Source organism: Acinetobacter halobius (genome assembly GCF_044130335.1).
Classification (GTDB): Bacteria; Pseudomonadota; Gammaproteobacteria; order Pseudomonadales; family Moraxellaceae; genus Acinetobacter.
The window spans coordinates 24889-42460 of the sequence record NZ_JBIQOD010000023.1 but is presented as its reverse complement, the minus strand read 5'-3'; the positions used below and the strand labels follow the sequence as shown (position 1 = coordinate 42460).

Sequence of the window (17572 nt, the reverse complement as noted above, 5' to 3'; positions counted from 1 at the left end):
TGAGTTTTTAAGTAATAACTTTCATTTAGCTGCATCTACCATTGCTGCAATTTATAAAGATCGGTGGAAGGTAGAACTATTTTTTAAAGCGATCAAGCAAAACCTAAAATTGAAATCGTTTTTAGGCCGTAGTCGCAATGCGATACAAACACAAATATGGATTGCCTTAATTGCGTATTTACTTGTGAGTTTTGCGAAACATATGGCTCAAGAGGGATGGAGTGTTCAAAGATTATTAAGAATTATTCAGGTGAATTTATTTGAAAGGAAGCTCTTAAAGGCACTATTTCTTCCTGATAAGAAGTGGAATAAGCAAGAAGAACCTCAGTTGAGGTTCTTCTTGTGATATTTGTGGGACAGCAGTGAGCTTAGGCTCCTTTTTTAATGACTTGAGCAGTTCTCTTTTGGGGCTTTCTTTCAGGTTTGAACTATTAGATGATTTTGAACACTAAGAAAACAAAGAATAGGAAATGCGTTGAAAATCTTAGAAGAAGTCTATCAAATTCAATATACAGAATATAGGATTCACGCCAAAAAGTGGCAAACTGATTCGGGCGATCTATCTTTGGCACCCATAATTTTAATGCATGATTCATTAGGCTCAGTGAGCTTATGGCGGGATTTTCCTGCACAGCTGGCTCGGGCAACAGGCCGTGTGATTTATGCTTATGATCGACTGGGTTTTGGTTTATCCGATGCTCATCCGACTTCACTGGCGTATAGTTTTGTATCCACGGAAGCCACACAGTGCTTTAAAGCAGTTTTGGATTATTTCTCGATACAGGATTTTATTATCCTTGGGCACAGTGTCGGAGGTGGGATGTCGATTGTGATTGCAGCAATTTATCCAGAATGTTGCCACGCCTTAATTTCTATCTCTACACAGTATACCGTTGAAGAGCTGACTCTAGCAGGCATTCGAGAGGCAAAACTAGGCTTTCAACAAGCAGGGCAAATAGAGCGTTTAGCCAAATACCATCCGAACAAAGCACAGTGGGTGCTTGATGCATGGACTGAAACATGGTTGGCCCCCGCTTTTCAGGATTGGAGTCTGGCTGAGATAATTGGCGGTGTCTGTTGTCCGACGTTGGTTATTCATGGTGAACTGGATGAATACGGCAGTACGGCACAACCTCAGCAGATTTTTGAAGGGGTGTCTGGACAGGCTGAGCTGCACATTTTAGAAGGTCTACATCATATGCCGCATAAAGAGCAACCCGATTTGGTGGTTGGGTTGATTGCGGACTTTCTTGAAGCAAATATATAAATACAATAGCCCATCTAGAGATGGGCTATTTGAGTTAAAGAGAACGTGAGATGAGTTCTTTCATGATTTCATTGGTACCTGCGTAAATACGATTGGCGCGATTATCTAAATAGGCACGTGCAATTGGATATTCCAACATATAGCCATAGCCGCCATGTAGTTGCAGACATTCATCCACAACTTTAGAAAACATCTCTGAAATTTTATATTTAGCTGCTGCTGCTGCGTCAACCCCCAAATTATCTTCGAGTTGTAATTGCATACAACGATCCAGATAAGCCCGGCAAAAGTCAATTTCTGTACGCAACTCTGCCAGTTTAAAGCGGGTATTTTGAAAGCTAGAGATACTTTTTCCAAAGGCTTTACGCTCTTTGGTGTACTGAACAGTATGTGCCAGTGCTGCTTCTGCACCAGCTTGGCAGATAATTGCCACCAACATGCGCTCCCAAGCCAATTCCTTCATTAACATCATAAAGCCCATGCCTTCCAAACCGAGCAGGTTCTCTTTAGGGACTCGGACATGATCAAAAAATAATTCGCAGGTGTCTTGTCCTTTCATTCCAATTTTATTGAGGGGTTTGCCTTTACTGAAACCTACACGATCTGCTTCAACGATGATTAATGAGAGATTGGCTGAACCTTTCTCACTGTCACCCGTCTTGCAGACCACAATTGCCATATCGCAGAGATAGCCATTGGTAATGAAGATTTTAGAGCCATTGATAATATAGTCGTCTCCCTCTAAAACAGCCGTTGTTCGTACCGCTTGCAAGTCTGAGCCTGTGCCAGGTTCAGTCATCGCGATGGCTGTGACGGTTTCACCCGAAGCCATCCGCGTTAACCAATAGTGTTTTTGTGTTTCACTGCCAAAGTTATTGATATAGTTCGCGACAATGTCAGAGTGTAGTGAAAACCCTGTCGAGGAATCCATGGCATAGGCTTGTTCTTCAATCAAAATCATACTGTATAAACGGTCTACACCCGAACCACCATAAGCTTCAGGCATGGTGGCACACAGTAGTCCCATGGCGCCTGCTTTATTCCATAGCTCACGATCGACATGTTGTTGTTGTTCATATTTTTCAATATTGGGAACAACTTCTTTGGCATAAAACTTTCGCACAGTTTCTCGAAATGCCTCATGTTCAGCATTAAATAAATTACGCGGCAGCATATTGGTTAACGGGCGAATCGCGCCTGATTGCATGGAAGCTCATCCTGATGTTGTTATTTTGCTAGAAGATTAGTGAAAAGCAGGACATGCGACAATGGACTGAATGCTCAAATGCGGTTGATTTTTTGATGGGTTTTGCCAGTTGAAAAAATTGCGACATTTAACTAGTGGCGAGGGAGGTGTGATCGGTTAAACTAAGCCGTTGTAATTCATCTGGGGAATGTAATGACTGAAGAAATGAGCTTGGAAGAGCGTAAAGTAATCTACCGTGCACGTCGTGGTTTAAAAGAAATTGATGTGTACTTTGATCCTTATGTGAAAAATTATTATCTTCAGGCGGATCCTGCGGAAAAGGCCATGTTTGCAGCATTGGTTGAACAAGAAGACCCAGATTTATTGGACTGGTTCATGGAAGTGTCTGAACCACCGTACCCTGAAATGAAAACCTTGATTCAAAAGTTAAAGCATTATGTACATGGATAAGTGTAATGGATAATCGTCATTTTCAACTGAAACCTAGCCGTTTAGCTTATGTATTTCAGTTGTCAATTTATGCCATTTTAATGTTTGTACTCTATCAGCTATTGCCTTTGTGGTTATGGCTGATTGCTTTGGTCTCAGGTTTTATCTTATATCTGTTTTTTCTACGAGGGCCGCAACACTTTCAATTACAGTATTTGGATGGTCGAGATTGGTCCTTGTCGCATAAAACGCAAAGCGATGTGCAGCGTGTGCAGATCAGTCATATTATCGACCATCGTGCGTATATCGTGATCTATTTTCAACATTTCCGTGCCAAACCGATGTTGGTCTGGTGTGATCAGTTATCCTTGAGACAGTGGAAAGCGTTGAAAATACTCACCAAAATGCAGTAATTGTTGGACAATATTAGCTTTTATACTCTAACCAAACTATTGAAAAATAATAAATATAAACTGATTTCATCTCTCTTTGTCTGACAGTTCGGAACAAATTTAACGCTATTTTCAAATTGTCAGACAACATTCTTATAGTTTGTTGTTCTTAAAATGTACATTCAAATCACCAACAGCAAACAAGGATAATCTTATGATGATTCCAACTTGGATGTTTCTAGTGGTAGCAATTGTGTTAGCGATTGTTATAGGACGATTAGGAACTGTGCTGAAGGAACGATTTGCACCAAACAAAGCCTAGCTAGGCTTCTCAGTTCATAAGTAGCATGTGCCGAACCGTCGCTATGCTACTTTTTTTTGCCCGAAAAAAAATATGGGTGTCATTTAAGTCAATTTTCCGCTTTTTATTTCATGGCAGAGTAGTAGTCGGATTTAGAGTAAATACTCTTTTCTTCGGAAATTGCTTCTGCTATGTTTGTCAGCACGGACGCATACAATTATACAAATAGAGGACAGGAAAATGTCGCAAGTCCAAAAAATAGGCCAAGGTATGGCTGTTGTAGCGATTACAAGTTTATTATTTTCGGGTTGTTCACAAGTAGTTAAAACAGGTGCTAATGTTGCACTTGGGTTTAGTGAAAAACATATTGTTCCGCCGATATTGGCTATGGAAGATGCAGAGATGGTCTGCAATTCAGGCAATGCTTTGACGCCTGCGATTATGTCGACCAAAGATATGGGCGCAGACCCAACACGTATTGCGGTTTTACTCTATTCGGCTTCAGGTATTTGTGCGGAGAATCAGGCGCTAGAGTCTGAGCTTCGTTATTTACGTGCCTCTAAAGCAGGTAATGTTTCTGAAGCACAGGATGCGCGTATTGAACAAAAACGTTGGGCTGCTATTGCTGCACAGCGTCAATATACAGGCTATCAATTGTTCCAATACCGTTGGGAAAAAAAGTATAAAAAGCAACTGGGCGAAGGTTGCCCAAAAATGAACAGCGATTTGGATCAAACTGTATATATGCTAGGGATGTTGAGCGGTCTACAAGCGATGACCAATGATATTAACTCAGGTGGTGCAGTCAATGTTCCAAAAGACATTGCGGCTATTGTCGAGCGTGGCATGGTGTGTCTAGACAATGAAAAGTTTTGGGGTGCACCGAATGCAACACGTGCGGTGATTTGGACCTTGTTACCAGGTGCGGGTGAAGGTAAGCCTGATCCATATCAGACTTTAAAACAATCGATGCAAATCGGCGAGCAAAAAGGGGTGCGTTTAGCCCATGCGATGTATGCTATTGCAGCGCAAGCCAGTGGTGATGATGCGAAAATTCGTGATGCCTTGAAAAGTTATGCGGCTTCACATAGTGATGAAAAACAGACTAATCCACAGTTTAAGCTGATTGATAGTATGGCTTCGAGTATGGTACAAGGCATTTCTGATCGTTATTGGACTGAACATACAGGGACACGAACAGGTGATGGTGGTATGGCGCATTTCTGGGATGAAAAAGAAGATCGTTCAGAGTTGGATGAACTGTTTAATGAAAGTTAACCAATTTTAAACTGAGCCATGTAGTCAAAAAAATAACAATAAATAAATGAGTCACAGCATAAGGGCATGCGATGCAAGATCAATTTCTATATAGAAAAATCATTTTGATTGCGTTCGTCGTATCAATTTCGGCATGCCTACAGATTTTTAAAGATCAATTTATTTATTGGCGTGTGGATATTTTTCCTGAAGTTTGGCGTTTGTGGACTGCGCACTGGGTGCATGTGGGATGGATTCATTTTGCCCTTAATATGTTGGCATTTATGTGTCTGCCTTTTATTTTCCCACGCGTGCGTGTCTGGCATTTTGTGGCGTTATTGCTGATTTTACCGCCATTAATTAGTCTCAGTTTTTATTATTTCTTGGCCGATATTGAAGCCTATGCTGGGCTGTCAGGTGTATTGCATGGGATGTTCACTGCGATTGCCATCGTCCATTTGCTTTACCGTAAAGAGCGGATGTTTGCGAGTTTGGTGTTGTTTCTCATTTTAGGCAAATTGATTTGGGAAAATACCCTTGGGGCGAGTGCTACGGCTGAACTGATCGGGAGTCCAGTCTTAGTCGAAGCACATTTATTGGGTGTGATCTGGGGGATTGTGATTGCAGCTATGTATTTAATCGGGGTGAATCTATTTGATGAGTAATCTATTGACCTAAATTCTAAAAAGAAAATCCAGATTGTCATATTCAAAAATATAAATTTGATGCAAAGATAAACAAAACAAAAATCTAAAGGCATCGAGAAAGGACAAGCTCAAGCCGACAAAACGACAGGTTCTACAGCGTATTACGCCGAATAGAACTGCAAATAAAAATAGGAAACAACATGCAGAATCATGGACAGAGCAGATCAGGACTCGATCTGCTGAAGTATATATGGACGGAGTGGATTTCCACTTTCTTAATTCTGATTTTACTGTTACTTACGCTATTAATAGGTACAGGTGAAATGATTCATGGTCAGTTACTCCGTATGGGAGAGCGCCTATATGGTGACCCTGCCACAGGCATGCAGTACTCTTTTTTAAGGGCTGAACCGACCAAACCCGAATGTAATCGTCACCCTAATGTGGATGCAATGGTCAAAACTCAAATGCAAGCCAATGCTGCCGATGAGTTTGCAGATTTTTTTGGTACTGCTTCAGAAGCGGATGTGCGTGCGTCTATTTTGGCAGGTGTACAACAGTGTGAGGAAAAGTATCAATTTTACGATAAGGCCATGCTACACATGGAGGCACATCCAAGTATTCGTGCCTATCGTAATTTTGAAACGACCTTTTTCGGTATTTTTAAATTTGGGACAGAAAATCGTGCCATTCTGTTGATTTTTATGGTGGTCTTAGCTGCAATTAGCGCGACATTAAAAATCCATCATATTGGTTTACGTGGACCTGCAACCAAGTTGGATTATCGTGTTTATAGTCTACTGATGACACTGGGTAATGGGTTATTAACCTACTCAAGCATTAGTCAATTTAACTCAGTCAAAGACTCGGGTGTGCCAATGAATGGCGAAACCCAGCTGATCTATTGGCTGTGGATGATTTTATTTTCAGTACTCACATTGATCAGTGTTTGGCAGTTGTTTAGCCCACCGAAAGAGGCTAAAGCAGGTGGGCGTCTTGGTTTTGCTTTTCTGAGTGTGCCTTTATATGCCTACATGGCGGTGATCACGGGTGTTGCTTTTATCTTCTTTATGGACTACCCAATGGGGCAAGGGATTTATCTTGGTCAGTTGGTTGAGTTCTCGAGTATTTTTCTTAATTTAGCGCTGTTCATTTGGGCGGGTATGTTACTGAAACAGACACGCGTTGTGGATCTGTTTTTAAATATCTTACGCCCATGGAACTTGGCACCTGAAACACTCACATGGTTGATTTTAATCGCTGCAGCTTTACCGACTGCATATACAGGTGCTTCAGGGATCTTTGTGATTGCAGCAGGGGCGATTATTTATAAAGAAGTCTGGAATGCGGGTGGTCGTCGCCAGTTTGCTCTAGCTGCAACGGCAATGTCTGGTTCGCTAGGTGTTGTGCTACGTCCGTGTTTATTGATTGTTGTCGTAGCATCATTAAATAAAGAAGTAACTACAGATCTGCTTTATCAATATGGTGTCTATACGTTCTTACTGACTTCAACTTTATTCTTGGTTGTGTCTTTGTTCTTTGCTGAAAGTAAATTCCGAATTGCATCACCGAGTTTGGCCGCACCGAAATCAGGGCGTGCTTTCCTTGCTGTGGTTCCTTATATAGCAATTTTTGTTCTGATCTGGATGTTCTATAAGTATCTATTAGACACTGATCTGAATGAATTTACAGCGCCAGTGATGATGCCTGTCATTTTATTGATGATCGTGTTATTTGATAAATTACGTCATCAACCTGCGCCACTGCCTGCAGTTGGGCACTGGGATGAAACGCTGACTGCAAATTATAACTCCAATAATGAGCCTGCTTTAGCGGGTGCACAAGTTGCTCATGCAGAATATCGTGAAGGGCTACATGGCAATGCAGCAGATGATGAACAAGTGGTGAATCATGGCGTGGTTCAATCGAGCTCTATGGATGTATTGCGCCAAGTTGGTTTTTGGAAGTCGATGCATATCTCGACCAGTGAAACGGTTGGGCATATTGGTGCTTTGGTTATTTTAATGGCACTTTCAGTCAGTGTGGGTGGATTGCTTGAACGTACGGAGGTGATGAGTTTCTTCCCAACCGATATTAGCAGTACATTCTTGGTCATTACTCTGATTGTGGGATTGATGGTCTTTGTTGGGATGATTATGGATCCGTTTGGCGCCGTGATTTTGATTTCTGCGACGGTTGCCCCTGTGGCCTATCAATATGGTATTCATCCTGTACATTTCTGGATGATCACCTTGATTGGTTTTGAGTTGGGCTATGTGACACCACCTGTTGCACTTAATCATCTCTTGGCAAGGCAATCTATAGGTGATGCAGAGGTGAATGAGGCCGATGCAGAGGTTCGTCATCTGTCTTTCTATTATCGTTATGAGCGCTGGATTTTGCCTTTAATTGTACTATTCCCAGCAATGTTGATCATTGCCTATGTGCCTTACTTCTTTAAGTTATTCGGTTGGTATCACTAAGATTTAAATAAACTTGGAACATTAAAAAAGCATCTTCGGATGCTTTTTTATGCTTTGGATTTATTGGAGAGCTTGCTAGGGACGTAGTCGTCTTTGCAACAGAGGGCTACAAACCACAATTGCCAATAAAATCAGGGCAAAGCCAATCAAACTATAAAAATCAGGAGTTTCTCGCCAAAATAAATAACCCCAGAGGCCTGCAAAAATAATTGCGACATAGTTTACAGGCCCAATTTGACCTGCTGGCGCCAGTCGATAGGCATGAGACATCACCAGTTGGCTGACATTGGCAAGTAGACCCGCTCCAATCAGGAAACTCAGTTCTGTCCATGTGTAAGGACGAATATGCCAAAACATGGGAATCATGGAAATCAGGGTACCAATAGAGCAGAAATAAAAGACAATGCGCTCAGGTGGTTCGGTTGCAGTAAGTGCACGTACTGTGACAAAAGCCATGGCAGCTAAAAAACTAGCACTGAGGCCAATGAAGGACAACTGATTCCATAAGCCAGCATCAGGTTTCGCCACACATAGGACGCCTAAAAGCCCAATCAACGCGGCAATCAGCATTGAGCGCGTGATTTTTTCTTTTAAAAATAGCCAAGCAATCAAAGGAATAAAAATAGGAGACGAATAAGTAAAGACCATGGCATTTGACAGTTTTAAGTGAGCAATCGCGTAGAAAAAACCATACATCGCGACAAGCCCAACCATGGAGCGCCAAGTGTGCATCCACAAACGTTCTGTTTTAAAAAAGCCCAGTCCTCGCTGTAAAATCAGCGGTAAAAAAATAAATAAACCCACGAAGTTTCTGAAAAAAACAATGCTGGCATTATCCACTGTATGTGAAGCATAGCGAATACACACCCCCATCAAAGAAAACAGCAGCGCTGAAATAATGAGTAGGGCTATGGCTTTAAGCACGCTAGATGAGGTGGTCTGAGTAGACATGATAAAAATACACTAGAGTATCGGTTGATATTCTAGCGTATTTAAAAAGTGCAAAGGGGGATTACTGTGTTGCCAGTTGGGCTTCTAACAGTTTAATTTGTTCTTCTTTGAGTTTCATTAATTCATCAGCATCTTTATGCTGCGCTTGCAAGGTAGTTTCTTGTTCTTTGAGTTGAGTTTGAATGTCGTCCAGTTTGGCTACTTCTTCTTTGGCTAAAGATGAATTTTCAGGCACAGGGGATGTTAGAATATCCTCTTCAACCAATTTTACCGTATTTTCTGCTGCTGCCTTTGATGCCGCATTTTGCACTTCTGGAATGGCTTTCACAGTGGGTTGAATCAATTCTGCTTGATGAGGGGGTGTTTCAGGTTCTTGTGAGGCAAAAATCCATTGATACAGCGCAAAAATCGCAATGATTGCGACCAGACCTGCTGTAATTCCCCAGAGCAATTTAGGATTGTTGTGTTGTACGGGTGACATTCGACTCGACCTTTTATTCTTTGGATTGACGCGGTTTAAATTGAATGACCCCAACTTCGTCTGGGGTAGCTGGGATCTGAGGCTCGTCTACATGGGTAGGTCGGTTCTCAGAATAACCACAGTCGATACATTCAATCCATTCATCGTCATTCGAGGTAAGCATAACGACACGATCCATTGCCTGACATTTAGGACATTTTGCACCTGCAATGAAACGGCGTTTAAGAGTCATTAGACTTACCTTCTGAACAATTTAGGCGCTTAGTTTACTCACATTTTTAGCGGTTCGTCCAACCTTGATGACGAAGTAAAGCATCTATTTTTGGCTCACGTCCACGGAAATTGATAAATGCATCAAGTGCAGTATCTTTTCCGCCAACTGCTAGAATAAACTGGCGAAATTCTTTTCCAGTGGCAGTATTAAAAATTCCTTCATTTTCGAAACGATCAAAGGCATCACTGGCCAAAACTTCCGCCCATTTATAAGAATAATAACCCGCTGCATAGCCACCTGCGAAAATATGGCTGAAACTATGTTGAAAGCGGTTATAAGTCGTGGTTTCTAAAACAGCATACTGTGCACGGATCTCATTTAAGGTGGCTTGGATTTGATCCGCTTTTAAAGCAGGGACTGTTTTATGAATGCTGAGGTCGAACAGGGCAAACTCAATTTGACGTAGACTTTGCATGCCAGACTGGAAGAAACGTGCATCCAGCAAGGCTTTCAATAGACTTTCTGGTAAGGTTTCTTGGGTATCAATATGAGCACTGAGTAAGTCTAAGCTTTCGGTGTCCCATGCCCAAAACTCCATGAATTGGCTTGGTAGTTCAACTGCATCCCATGCTACGCCATGTGTGCCCGCAACTGCAATATTGTCGACTTCGGTTAACATATGATGTAAACCATGTCCAAATTCATGGAACAAGGTAATGACTTCATCATGAGTCAATAGTGCGGCTTGATTACCGACAGGTGGGGTAAAGTTACACACCATATAGCAAATCGGTTTTTGTAGGCCTTGGGTTGTTTGGGTGCGAGAGCGGAAACCACTCATCCATGCGCCACCACGTTTGCCCTGACGTGCATAAAGGTCAAAATAGAATCCACCAACCACAGTGCCTTGATCTTCGAGTTCAAAATAGCGTGCATCCGGATGCCATACGGGAGCTTCACGCTCGACAATTTGAATCCCATAAAGACGGTTCACAATACTAAATAAGCCCTGCAAAATTTTAGGTGCAGGGAAGTAAGGCTTGAGCGCTTCTTGAGATAAATTAAACTGTTGGACTTTCAGTTTTTCTGAATAATACGTGCTGTCCCACGGTTTTAACTCTTCAATGCCATCTTCAGCGGCAATCGCTTTTAGCTCAGCTACTTCTTTGAGCGCAGGGGCACGTGAATGTTCAGCCAAATCACGTAAGAATTGATCGACTGTGGCTACATTTGGCGCCATTTTGCTGGCCAATGAAAGCTCGGCATAATTGTTGAAACCTAACAGTGCTGCCATTTCCTGACGCAGGCTTAAAATCTCTTCCATCACTGCGGTATTATCAAACTCAGCATGTTCAGACTGGTCAGATGCACGTGTAGTGTAAGCACGATACAACTCTTCACGTAAAGGGCGGTTTTCTGCGTAGGTCATAATCGCCAAATACGACGGAAAGTCTAAAGTGGCAACGGGTTGATCAAGTTCGCGTTGTTGACCATATTGTTTTAAAAGTTCAACACTGCTTTGGGGGAGGCCTGCCAGTTCATCTTCCGTTAATGGTTTGAAGTAGGCTTGTGTTGCATCCAAAACATGGTTAGAAAAGTCCGATGACAGTTGTGATAAGCGAGCTGAGATCTCTGCATAACGTTTTTTGGCTTCACCTTCTAAAGCTACGCCCGACAGTTTAAAGTCGCGCAGTGCAAGTTTAATCGCACTTTGTTGGGCTTCTGAGAGGTGATCAAATTGTGCAGCATCATGAATGTGCTGATAGGTTTGATACAGTACGGTGTGCTGACCCAGTTCGGTATAGTACTCACTTAATGCAGGTAATAAAGACTGATAGAGCTCGCGGGTTTCAGTATTGTTCATCACGGCATTGAGGTGAGACAGTACGCCCCACGTTTCGCTCATATTGTTTTCTAGAGTATCGACTTGTTCTAAGACCGCAAGCTGTGCCTGAATCGATTCAGGGACTTCACTCAGGTCTTTTAAAAAACTTTGCCCCTGTTGAATGGCTTGTTCAATCTGTTGTTGGAGTTGTACTAAGGTGATTTGATCAAACTGTGGAACAGGCAAGGTTGCTTTTTCTAATGTCATGCGTTTAAGCCAAATTAAATGTTCAGATATCACTAGATGTAAGGGTGATGCCGTGGGAAATCAAGTTTTAATTGGTTTTGATGTTCTGCGCCGTTTGAAATTCAGTCCATGATGCATAGTGCAGGTCAATGTGTGAGGGCTGATAAAGCACTTTGGCAAAGTTACGGGTCATACATTCGGTTGTTAAGATTTCACCACTTTTATATTTTTCTTTACGGTGTCGCCATATTTCGTTTTGACGATAGTAATCCGTCCCGATTTTAAGAAAAGCATGCTGTTGTTCAAACACATGGTAGACATAGCCTAAATCGGCGGAACAGCGCAGTTCACCTTCTAGGCATTTCTCACTAAACCAAAGCCGAATTTGAAAGCTATGCGGAGTGGGGTTGTAAAATTGATAATCAATATAGTTATAAAAAATTGCAGCGCCGCTCCCAAAAGGGAGCACTCGACCATGATCTGGAAAAGGGTCAAAGGAATGCTGTGAACGTTGTACCACTTGTAACGGGCTATGCAAGACAAGCCAGTGGATGAGGTTGGCAATTTGGCAAATACCACCACCAATACCACCACGAGCCTGCCCAAAGCTGAGTTCCATTCCCTCGACATAGCCTTTTTGAGTTGTTGGTTGTCCCACCAACTGACAAAAAGAAAACGTTTGTTGTGGATGGACTAAAATCCCAGAAATACATGGACTGGCAATTTTGAGATTGATGACTTTATTGTGTTGCCAGTGTTGATCACTGTCGCCTAATTTACGAATCAGAACGGACTGATGCTTTTTGACGCGAAAAGCCAAAGGGACGTTAGAAAATGAATGTGCATAGTCTTTCCCATCTGTTTTCCACTGCAAATAGCGCATCATACGTCGGCTACGTGTAGCCATGAAATAAAGTAGGGGATGATATTGGCTGATGGGTTTGCTTAAAAATAAACGCAAAAAATTCATGTTGGTCCTATGAAAAAAGGTGCTAGAACATGAAGCCCTAGCACCTTTTACATCATTTACTCAGTTTTCGCTTTTGCGTTGGATTTTTTCTTTTTAGGTTTCGACTTTTTCTTCACTTTATCTTTAACCTTTGTTTCAGACTTTGATGAAGATTTTTTACCAGGCTTTTTGCTGTAGGAGCTAGGTTGGGATTTATCTTTTTTGCGTCGTATGGGCTGGTCTCCGCTGTTACTGGGAGAGGCGTTTGTCGACTCGCTAAAGACTTCTTCTTTACTTTCGCTTCGTGCTGTTTTGGCTTTGCCAACACGGGGTGCTCGACTTCGTATGGGCCGACCACCATGTGAGAGTTGTTGCAATAATTCAAAATCAATTTTTCGATCTTCTAAATTCACTGCTGCAACTTTGATTTTTACTTCATCGCCCAAACTAAAGCTTTGACCGCGTGCCTGCCCAATCAAGCTCTGACTTGGTTGGTCATAGACAAAGTAGTCATCGCCCAGTTGGCTGACATGGATCATGCCGTCAACATATAAGTCTTTGAGCGTTACAAACAGACCAAATTCTGCTACGGCAGAAATGGTGCCGACAAACTCTTCACCCAAATGCTGCTGCATATAATGACATTTCAACCATGTGGTGACAGAACGGGACGCTTCATCTGCACGACGTTCAGTTGCGGAGAAATGTTGACCCGCATCATCCAAAGCAGCCCCTGAAAGAGGTGCAGGTTTATGTTTTAACTTGGCTTTAATGGCACGGTGTAACAACAAGTCTGGGTAACGACGAATTGGAGAAGTGAAGTGCGTATACGCTTCATAAGCCAAGCCAAAGTGACCTGCGTTATTCGCACCGTAGTAGGCTTGCATCATCGAACGTAACAGCACGGCATGGATACTAGGCGCATCAATCCGGTCTTTGGTTGCATCAATTACGGCCTGATAGTCTTTCTGAGTCGGCTGTTCTGGGAACGGTAGACCTAGTAGTTTGACAAAGTCACGTACCTTTTGAATGCGTGAGAACTCAGGTGGCTCATGAATACGGTATAGCATTGGCACGTCATGTTCGAGTGCATATTCAGCCGCGGCCACGTTTGCCAATAACATACATTCTTCAATCAGCTTGTGAGCATCATTACGCGTACGCGGTAAAATTTCCTTAATCCCACCTAGCTCATCAAAGGTCATGTAGGTTTCAACGGTTTCAAATTCCATAGCATGACGTTCTGCACGTAAACCTTTGAGGACTTGATAAAGTTGGAACAGGGTGTTTAAGGATTTGCGCACATCACGGTCTTCTGGGATGGCACTGCTGTCACCTTCAAAGTATTGAGCAACGTTGGTATAGGTTAAACGTGCCTTTGAATGCATGACTGATGGATAGAACTCAAACTTGGTGACGCGACCTGCACGGGACAGGTTTAAATCACAGACCATACACAGACGGTCCACATGTGGATTGAGTGAACATAAGCCATTCGACAGGGCTTCAGGTAACATAGGTAAAACAAAGTGCGGGAAATACACCGATGTACCGCGTTCCTGGGCTTCATCATCCAACGGTTTGCCCGAACGGACATAATGGCTGACGTCCGCAATGGCTACCACGACACGATAACCTCCACCTGGACGTTTTTCTGCATAAACAGCATCATCGAAGTCGCGTGCATCTTCACCATCAATAGTGACTAAGGCTAAATCACGTAGGTCAATACGACCTTCACGGTCTTGCGCCGATGGCTCTTTAAAACTTTCTGCTTCTTTAAGTACCTCTTCAGGAAACTCATACGGCAGACCAAACTCTAAAATGGTTTGTGGGATGATGATTTCGGTGTCTGCCTTATCCGCCATAGATTGTACAATATGACCAGTGGCGAGCTCTTCTTTGGTTGGGTAGTCATCAATTGCCACACGAACCGAATCGCCCACTTTGACTTGTGCGTGTTCGATTAACTCTTTTTCTAAGGTAATTGGTTGGTGCGCATTGGGGTTTGCTGGCTGAATAAAGTATTCACCGTCATGTATCGACACTTTACCAATGATTTGCTTCACACGGTGTTGCACTACCTCGGTAATAAAGCCCCAAGCTTTACCTTTACGATCTACTGAGGTTTGGCGCACTTTAACACGATCACCATTAAAGACTTGACGAAGTTCACGCTCAGGGAGAAGAAGGTCTTCATGCCCTGTGATATTCGCCGTACCAAAGCCTTTACTATTAATGTAGACCGTGGCTTCATGTTCAGGTTGTTCTTCCGCAAGAAGGAACTTGAAACCATCTTTCATGAGTTGGCCATCACGAACCATTGCAATCAGGCGGTGGCTGAGCGCATCAATACTTTTTTGATCTGCAATTTCAAAAATCTCAACCAGATCCGCATGTGAAAGCGCCGTCTTTTTTTCTTCGATGGTTTCTAAAATGAGCGTGCGACTCGGAATAGGATTGTCATAACGTTCAGCTTCAGCTTTTGCTTCAGGATCGACCCAATTTTTCATAATGTCTTTGGCTGTATCTCAGTAGATAGGATTAGCATAAGTCATGCGAAGACAGACTGCACGCAAATGATTGCAATATTGTGTTTTATGTCGGCAATTTAGGATATTTGCTGTTTTATTCAGCACAGCGATGCGTTGAAAAGAAGAAATTGTGATGAATCAGCACTAAATTGTTTAAAAAGTATTTAATTGAACGAAAATATGCAAAAAAGGCAGCGTCTGTGCTTGCAGTGCTAGCATGAAGTTTGTATTATGGCGGCACGTTACGGTGAGATGGGTGAGTGGCTGAAACCACATCCCTGCTAAGGATGCGTACGGGTAACTGTACCGAGGGTTCGAATCCCTCTCTCACCGCCAACTTTACTTATGTCGCGCTCATAGCTCAGCTGGATAGAGCACTTGGCTACGAACTAAGGGGTCGGGAGTTCGAATCTCTCTGAGCGCACCAATAAGTAAACTGTATGTAACGTAACGCCTGAATTGGCACACAAGTAATGCGCTCATAGCTCAGCTGGATAGAGCACTTGGCTACGAACTAAGGGGTCGGGAGTTCGAATCTCTCTGAGCGCACCAACTTGAACAATCAACCGCACATGTTGCGGTTTTTTTGTGTCTGTAAAAAGTGAAATGCTTTGCTTGAGAAAGTGATTCATCAAGAAAGATTTGATATCAATAAAGCTTTAGTCTTGCATGATTGCCTATCTATTCTGCTATGGAACCTCAATTTGTTGATTTATACAGCATCTCGTACCTTCTGTGCTTAATAAGTGGGCGGTTGATCGACTTTTATGGAAATGAGACTTAACAAAAAATAGGATTCACGTATAATGCACCCCATCAAGACGTCGCGCTCATAGCTCAGCTGGATAGAGCACTTGGCTACGAACTAAGGGGTCGGGAGTTCGAATCTCTCTGAGCGCACCAACTTGATCAATATTGAAAAAACCGCTTAATTGCGGTTTTTTTGTGCCTATTGTTTTTGTTCACTTTGATATGCAAAACATAGGTTTCATTTCGCTACATTTTCTCTATTGTACGTGTGCGTATTGGCGCTTTTTATATTCATTCAGATTCTTTTTTAGAGTTAACCGCGTACTGCATGTGTACAACCAGCTCATTCAGCTGCGTGTATGAAAGTCCTAAGAAAATGCCAAATAGTGTTGTAGTATTGAGATCAATATTTTTAGTAATTTGATCTAGCCTTATGTCAGAGAACAAACCTGCATTATCGACACGTTATTTTCTCACTTTAGAAGAGTCGCAAAATGGTTTTGCTTTAGCGACCTTTGGTAAAAAGCAAATTACGCGCTTTATTACACCTCTGATTAGTATCGGGATTATTGTGTGGGGCTTTATGCTCGGCTTTACAGGTGTCGGGCGTTATTATGTGGCATTGGGTGTATTCTTCTTGGTTTTACAAATTCTCATGCGTTATTGGTTTCTTCCAATGATGTTTAAGCGTCAGTTTGTGAAATATCAGTTTGGTAAAAGTGAGCAGGGCATAGATTTATATCAAGATTATGCGGAAATTTATGCCAATGGCCGCAAGCAGGTGGTCCATTATAATGAAGTACAGAAATTTGCCATCGGCAAGTTAACTTATATGTTAGAGCTGAAAAACCGTACTGTGGTGATTGTGCCTAAGCGCGCACTCATAGAGAGTGCAGATCAAACGAAGTTTGAGAATACCTTTAAAAAATAAGCGTATTGACAGTAACACGATAAAATTATTCGCCAAGCAAGAGGAAGATCATGAGTACACGTCCATCTAAAATTGTCTGTGTCGGTCGTAGTTATGCAGACCATGCCAAAGAATTAGGCAATGCGATTCCTGATCGTCCCGTTTTATTTATCAAACCACCAAGTAGTCTGCTCAGTTTAGATGCGGGTATTTCTTGGAATCCTGCGTGGGGCAGTTGTCACTATGAATGTGAACTGGTTTTACGTATAGATCAACGTTTAACTCAAGAAGCTGACCCTCTCAAGGCCATTCAAGTGGTAGGTGCAGTGACCTTAGGCTTAGACTTAACCTTACGTGATTTGCAAGATGATTTGAAAGGCAAAGGTCAGCCGTGGGAGCGTGCTAAAGCCTTTGATGGTTCGTGTGTACTGGCAGATTGGGTTGCTGTTTCCGATGTGGTACAAGATTGGAATGATGTGCACTATACCTTTCATGTCAATAATGAGCTGCGTCAAGCAGGTAATACGGCACATCTAATTTTTGATATTGGTACCTTGTTGGCTGATATTAGCCAAGTCTTCACTTTGGAAGCAGGCGATGTGGTTATGACGGGCACACCAGCAGGGGTTGCAGCATTGCAGCCGGGTGAACAGTTACAAATGACTTTGAACGGTAAATCTCAAGATTATACATGGACGACTTTTGTCAAAGCCTAATTGGTTTTAACTG

At 42.4% G+C, this 17572-nt stretch carries 16 protein-coding genes and 4 tRNA genes; 13 read left to right on the top strand and 7 right to left on the bottom strand.

The window, feature by feature from the left end:
- Positions 1-346: transposase (locus ACE01U_RS15495; protein WP_395579880.1), on the top strand; the 346-nt coding region annotated here is incomplete at its 5' end.
- Positions 347-475: 129 nt separating this feature from the next.
- Positions 476-1267 (top strand): alpha/beta fold hydrolase, encoded by a 792-nt coding sequence (locus ACE01U_RS15490; protein WP_395579879.1) that lies wholly within the window; start codon positions 476-478, stop codon positions 1265-1267.
- A gap of 34 nt (positions 1268-1301) precedes the next feature.
- Here the strand turns inward: ACE01U_RS15490 and ACE01U_RS15485 are convergent, their stop codons facing one another.
- Positions 1302-2474 carry an acyl-CoA dehydrogenase family protein gene (locus tag ACE01U_RS15485; RefSeq protein ID WP_395579878.1) on the bottom strand — a complete coding sequence of 391 codons (1173 nt, stop codon included), beginning with the start codon at positions 2472-2474 and terminating at the stop codon, positions 1302-1304.
- Positions 2475-2666: 192 nt separating this feature from the next.
- Here ACE01U_RS15485 and ACE01U_RS15480 point away from each other — a divergent pair, with 192 nt between their 5' ends.
- The 5 genes from ACE01U_RS15480 to ACE01U_RS15460 all read left to right on the top strand — a co-directional run bounded on the left by ACE01U_RS15480 (position 2667) and on the right by ACE01U_RS15460 (position 7983).
- Positions 2667-2924 (top strand): FAD assembly factor SdhE, encoded by a 258-nt coding sequence (locus ACE01U_RS15480; RefSeq protein ID WP_086208943.1) that lies wholly within the window; start codon positions 2667-2669, stop codon positions 2922-2924.
- Positions 2925-2929: 5 nt separating this feature from the next.
- Positions 2930-3316 (top strand): hypothetical protein, encoded by a 387-nt coding sequence (locus tag ACE01U_RS15475; protein ID WP_395579877.1) that lies wholly within the window; start codon positions 2930-2932, stop codon positions 3314-3316.
- A gap of 520 nt (positions 3317-3836) precedes the next feature.
- A complete protein-coding gene (locus ACE01U_RS15470; RefSeq protein ID WP_395579876.1) occupies positions 3837-4874 on the top strand; it encodes a hypothetical protein in 1038 nt (345 codons plus the stop codon).
- A 71-nt stretch (positions 4875-4945) separates the two neighbouring features.
- A complete protein-coding gene (gene rrtA, locus ACE01U_RS15465) occupies positions 4946-5518 on the top strand; it encodes a rhombosortase (protein ID WP_086208940.1) in 573 nt (190 codons plus the stop codon).
- Between the two features lie 182 nt (positions 5519-5700).
- Positions 5701-7983: a TRAP transporter large permease subunit gene (locus ACE01U_RS15460; protein ID WP_395579875.1), complete on the top strand. Its 2283-nt coding sequence runs from the start codon at positions 5701-5703 to the stop codon at positions 7981-7983.
- 75 nt (positions 7984-8058) lie between these two features.
- Here the strand turns inward: ACE01U_RS15460 and ACE01U_RS15455 are convergent, their stop codons facing one another.
- From ACE01U_RS15455 to rnr, 6 genes are all read right to left on the bottom strand, one after another.
- Positions 8059-8934, bottom strand: a complete 876-nt coding sequence (locus tag ACE01U_RS15455) for a DMT family transporter (RefSeq protein WP_395579874.1) — start codon at positions 8932-8934, stop codon at positions 8059-8061.
- A gap of 61 nt (positions 8935-8995) precedes the next feature.
- Positions 8996-9415 carry a hypothetical protein gene (locus ACE01U_RS15450; RefSeq protein ID WP_086208937.1) on the bottom strand — a complete coding sequence of 140 codons (420 nt, stop codon included), beginning with the start codon at positions 9413-9415 and terminating at the stop codon, positions 8996-8998.
- A 13-nt stretch (positions 9416-9428) separates the two neighbouring features.
- Positions 9429-9647, bottom strand: coding sequence for a YheV family putative zinc ribbon protein (locus ACE01U_RS15445; protein ID WP_086208936.1), 219 nt, complete (start codon positions 9645-9647; stop codon positions 9429-9431).
- A gap of 46 nt (positions 9648-9693) precedes the next feature.
- A complete protein-coding gene (locus tag ACE01U_RS15440) occupies positions 9694-11736 on the bottom strand; it encodes a M3 family metallopeptidase (RefSeq protein ID WP_395579882.1) in 2043 nt (680 codons plus the stop codon).
- A 52-nt stretch (positions 11737-11788) separates the two neighbouring features.
- Positions 11789-12670, bottom strand: a complete 882-nt coding sequence (locus ACE01U_RS15435) for a VanW family protein (RefSeq protein ID WP_395579873.1) — start codon at positions 12668-12670, stop codon at positions 11789-11791.
- 56 nt (positions 12671-12726) lie between these two features.
- Positions 12727-15165: a ribonuclease R gene (rnr, locus tag ACE01U_RS15430; protein ID WP_213033325.1), complete on the bottom strand. Its 2439-nt coding sequence runs from the start codon at positions 15163-15165 to the stop codon at positions 12727-12729.
- Between the two features lie 264 nt (positions 15166-15429).
- Here rnr and ACE01U_RS15425 point away from each other — a divergent pair.
- The 6 genes from ACE01U_RS15425 (at position 15430) to ACE01U_RS15400 (ending at position 17559) form a co-directional block, all read left to right on the top strand.
- Positions 15430-15519: transfer RNA gene (locus ACE01U_RS15425), tRNA-Ser, on the top strand.
- A 14-nt stretch (positions 15520-15533) separates the two neighbouring features.
- A tRNA-Arg gene (locus tag ACE01U_RS15420) sits at positions 15534-15610 on the top strand.
- A 48-nt stretch (positions 15611-15658) separates the two neighbouring features.
- Positions 15659-15735 (top strand) — tRNA-Arg (locus ACE01U_RS15415).
- 274 nt (positions 15736-16009) lie between these two features.
- Positions 16010-16086: transfer RNA gene (locus tag ACE01U_RS15410), tRNA-Arg, on the top strand.
- A 280-nt stretch (positions 16087-16366) separates the two neighbouring features.
- On the top strand, positions 16367-16864 hold the full coding sequence (locus tag ACE01U_RS15405; protein ID WP_395579872.1) for a YcxB family protein: 498 nt from the start codon (positions 16367-16369) through the stop codon (positions 16862-16864).
- Positions 16865-16914: 50 nt separating this feature from the next.
- Positions 16915-17559: a fumarylacetoacetate hydrolase family protein gene (locus ACE01U_RS15400; protein WP_119064808.1), complete on the top strand. Its 645-nt coding sequence runs from the start codon at positions 16915-16917 to the stop codon at positions 17557-17559.
- The last annotated feature ends 13 nt before the right edge of the window (positions 17560-17572 follow it).

What these genes read in the sequence shown, in the direction of transcription:
- ACE01U_RS15485 (WP_395579878.1), bottom strand. Translation starts at nt 2,474, where the DNA reads ATGCAATCAGGCGCGATTCGCCCGTTAACCAATATGCTGCCGCGTAAT.
- ACE01U_RS15480 (WP_086208943.1), top strand. Translation starts at nt 2,667, where the DNA reads ATGACTGAAGAAATGAGCTTGGAAGAGCGTAAAGTAATCTACCGTGCA.
- ACE01U_RS15475 (WP_395579877.1), top strand. Translation starts at nt 2,930, where the DNA reads ATGGATAATCGTCATTTTCAACTGAAACCTAGCCGTTTAGCTTATGTA.
- ACE01U_RS15470 (WP_395579876.1), top strand. Translation starts at nt 3,837, where the DNA reads ATGTCGCAAGTCCAAAAAATAGGCCAAGGTATGGCTGTTGTAGCGATT.
- rrtA (WP_086208940.1), top strand. Translation starts at nt 4,946, where the DNA reads ATGCAAGATCAATTTCTATATAGAAAAATCATTTTGATTGCGTTCGTC.
- ACE01U_RS15460 (WP_395579875.1), top strand. Translation starts at nt 5,701, where the DNA reads ATGCAGAATCATGGACAGAGCAGATCAGGACTCGATCTGCTGAAGTAT.
- ACE01U_RS15455 (WP_395579874.1), bottom strand. Translation starts at nt 8,934, where the DNA reads ATGTCTACTCAGACCACCTCATCTAGCGTGCTTAAAGCCATAGCCCTA.
- ACE01U_RS15450 (WP_086208937.1), bottom strand. Translation starts at nt 9,415, where the DNA reads ATGTCACCCGTACAACACAACAATCCTAAATTGCTCTGGGGAATTACA.
- ACE01U_RS15445 (WP_086208936.1), bottom strand. Translation starts at nt 9,647, where the DNA reads ATGACTCTTAAACGCCGTTTCATTGCAGGTGCAAAATGTCCTAAATGT.
- ACE01U_RS15435 (WP_395579873.1), bottom strand. Translation starts at nt 12,670, where the DNA reads ATGAATTTTTTGCGTTTATTTTTAAGCAAACCCATCAGCCAATATCAT.
- ACE01U_RS15405 (WP_395579872.1), top strand. Translation starts at nt 16,367, where the DNA reads ATGTCAGAGAACAAACCTGCATTATCGACACGTTATTTTCTCACTTTA.
- ACE01U_RS15400 (WP_119064808.1), top strand. Translation starts at nt 16,915, where the DNA reads ATGAGTACACGTCCATCTAAAATTGTCTGTGTCGGTCGTAGTTATGCA.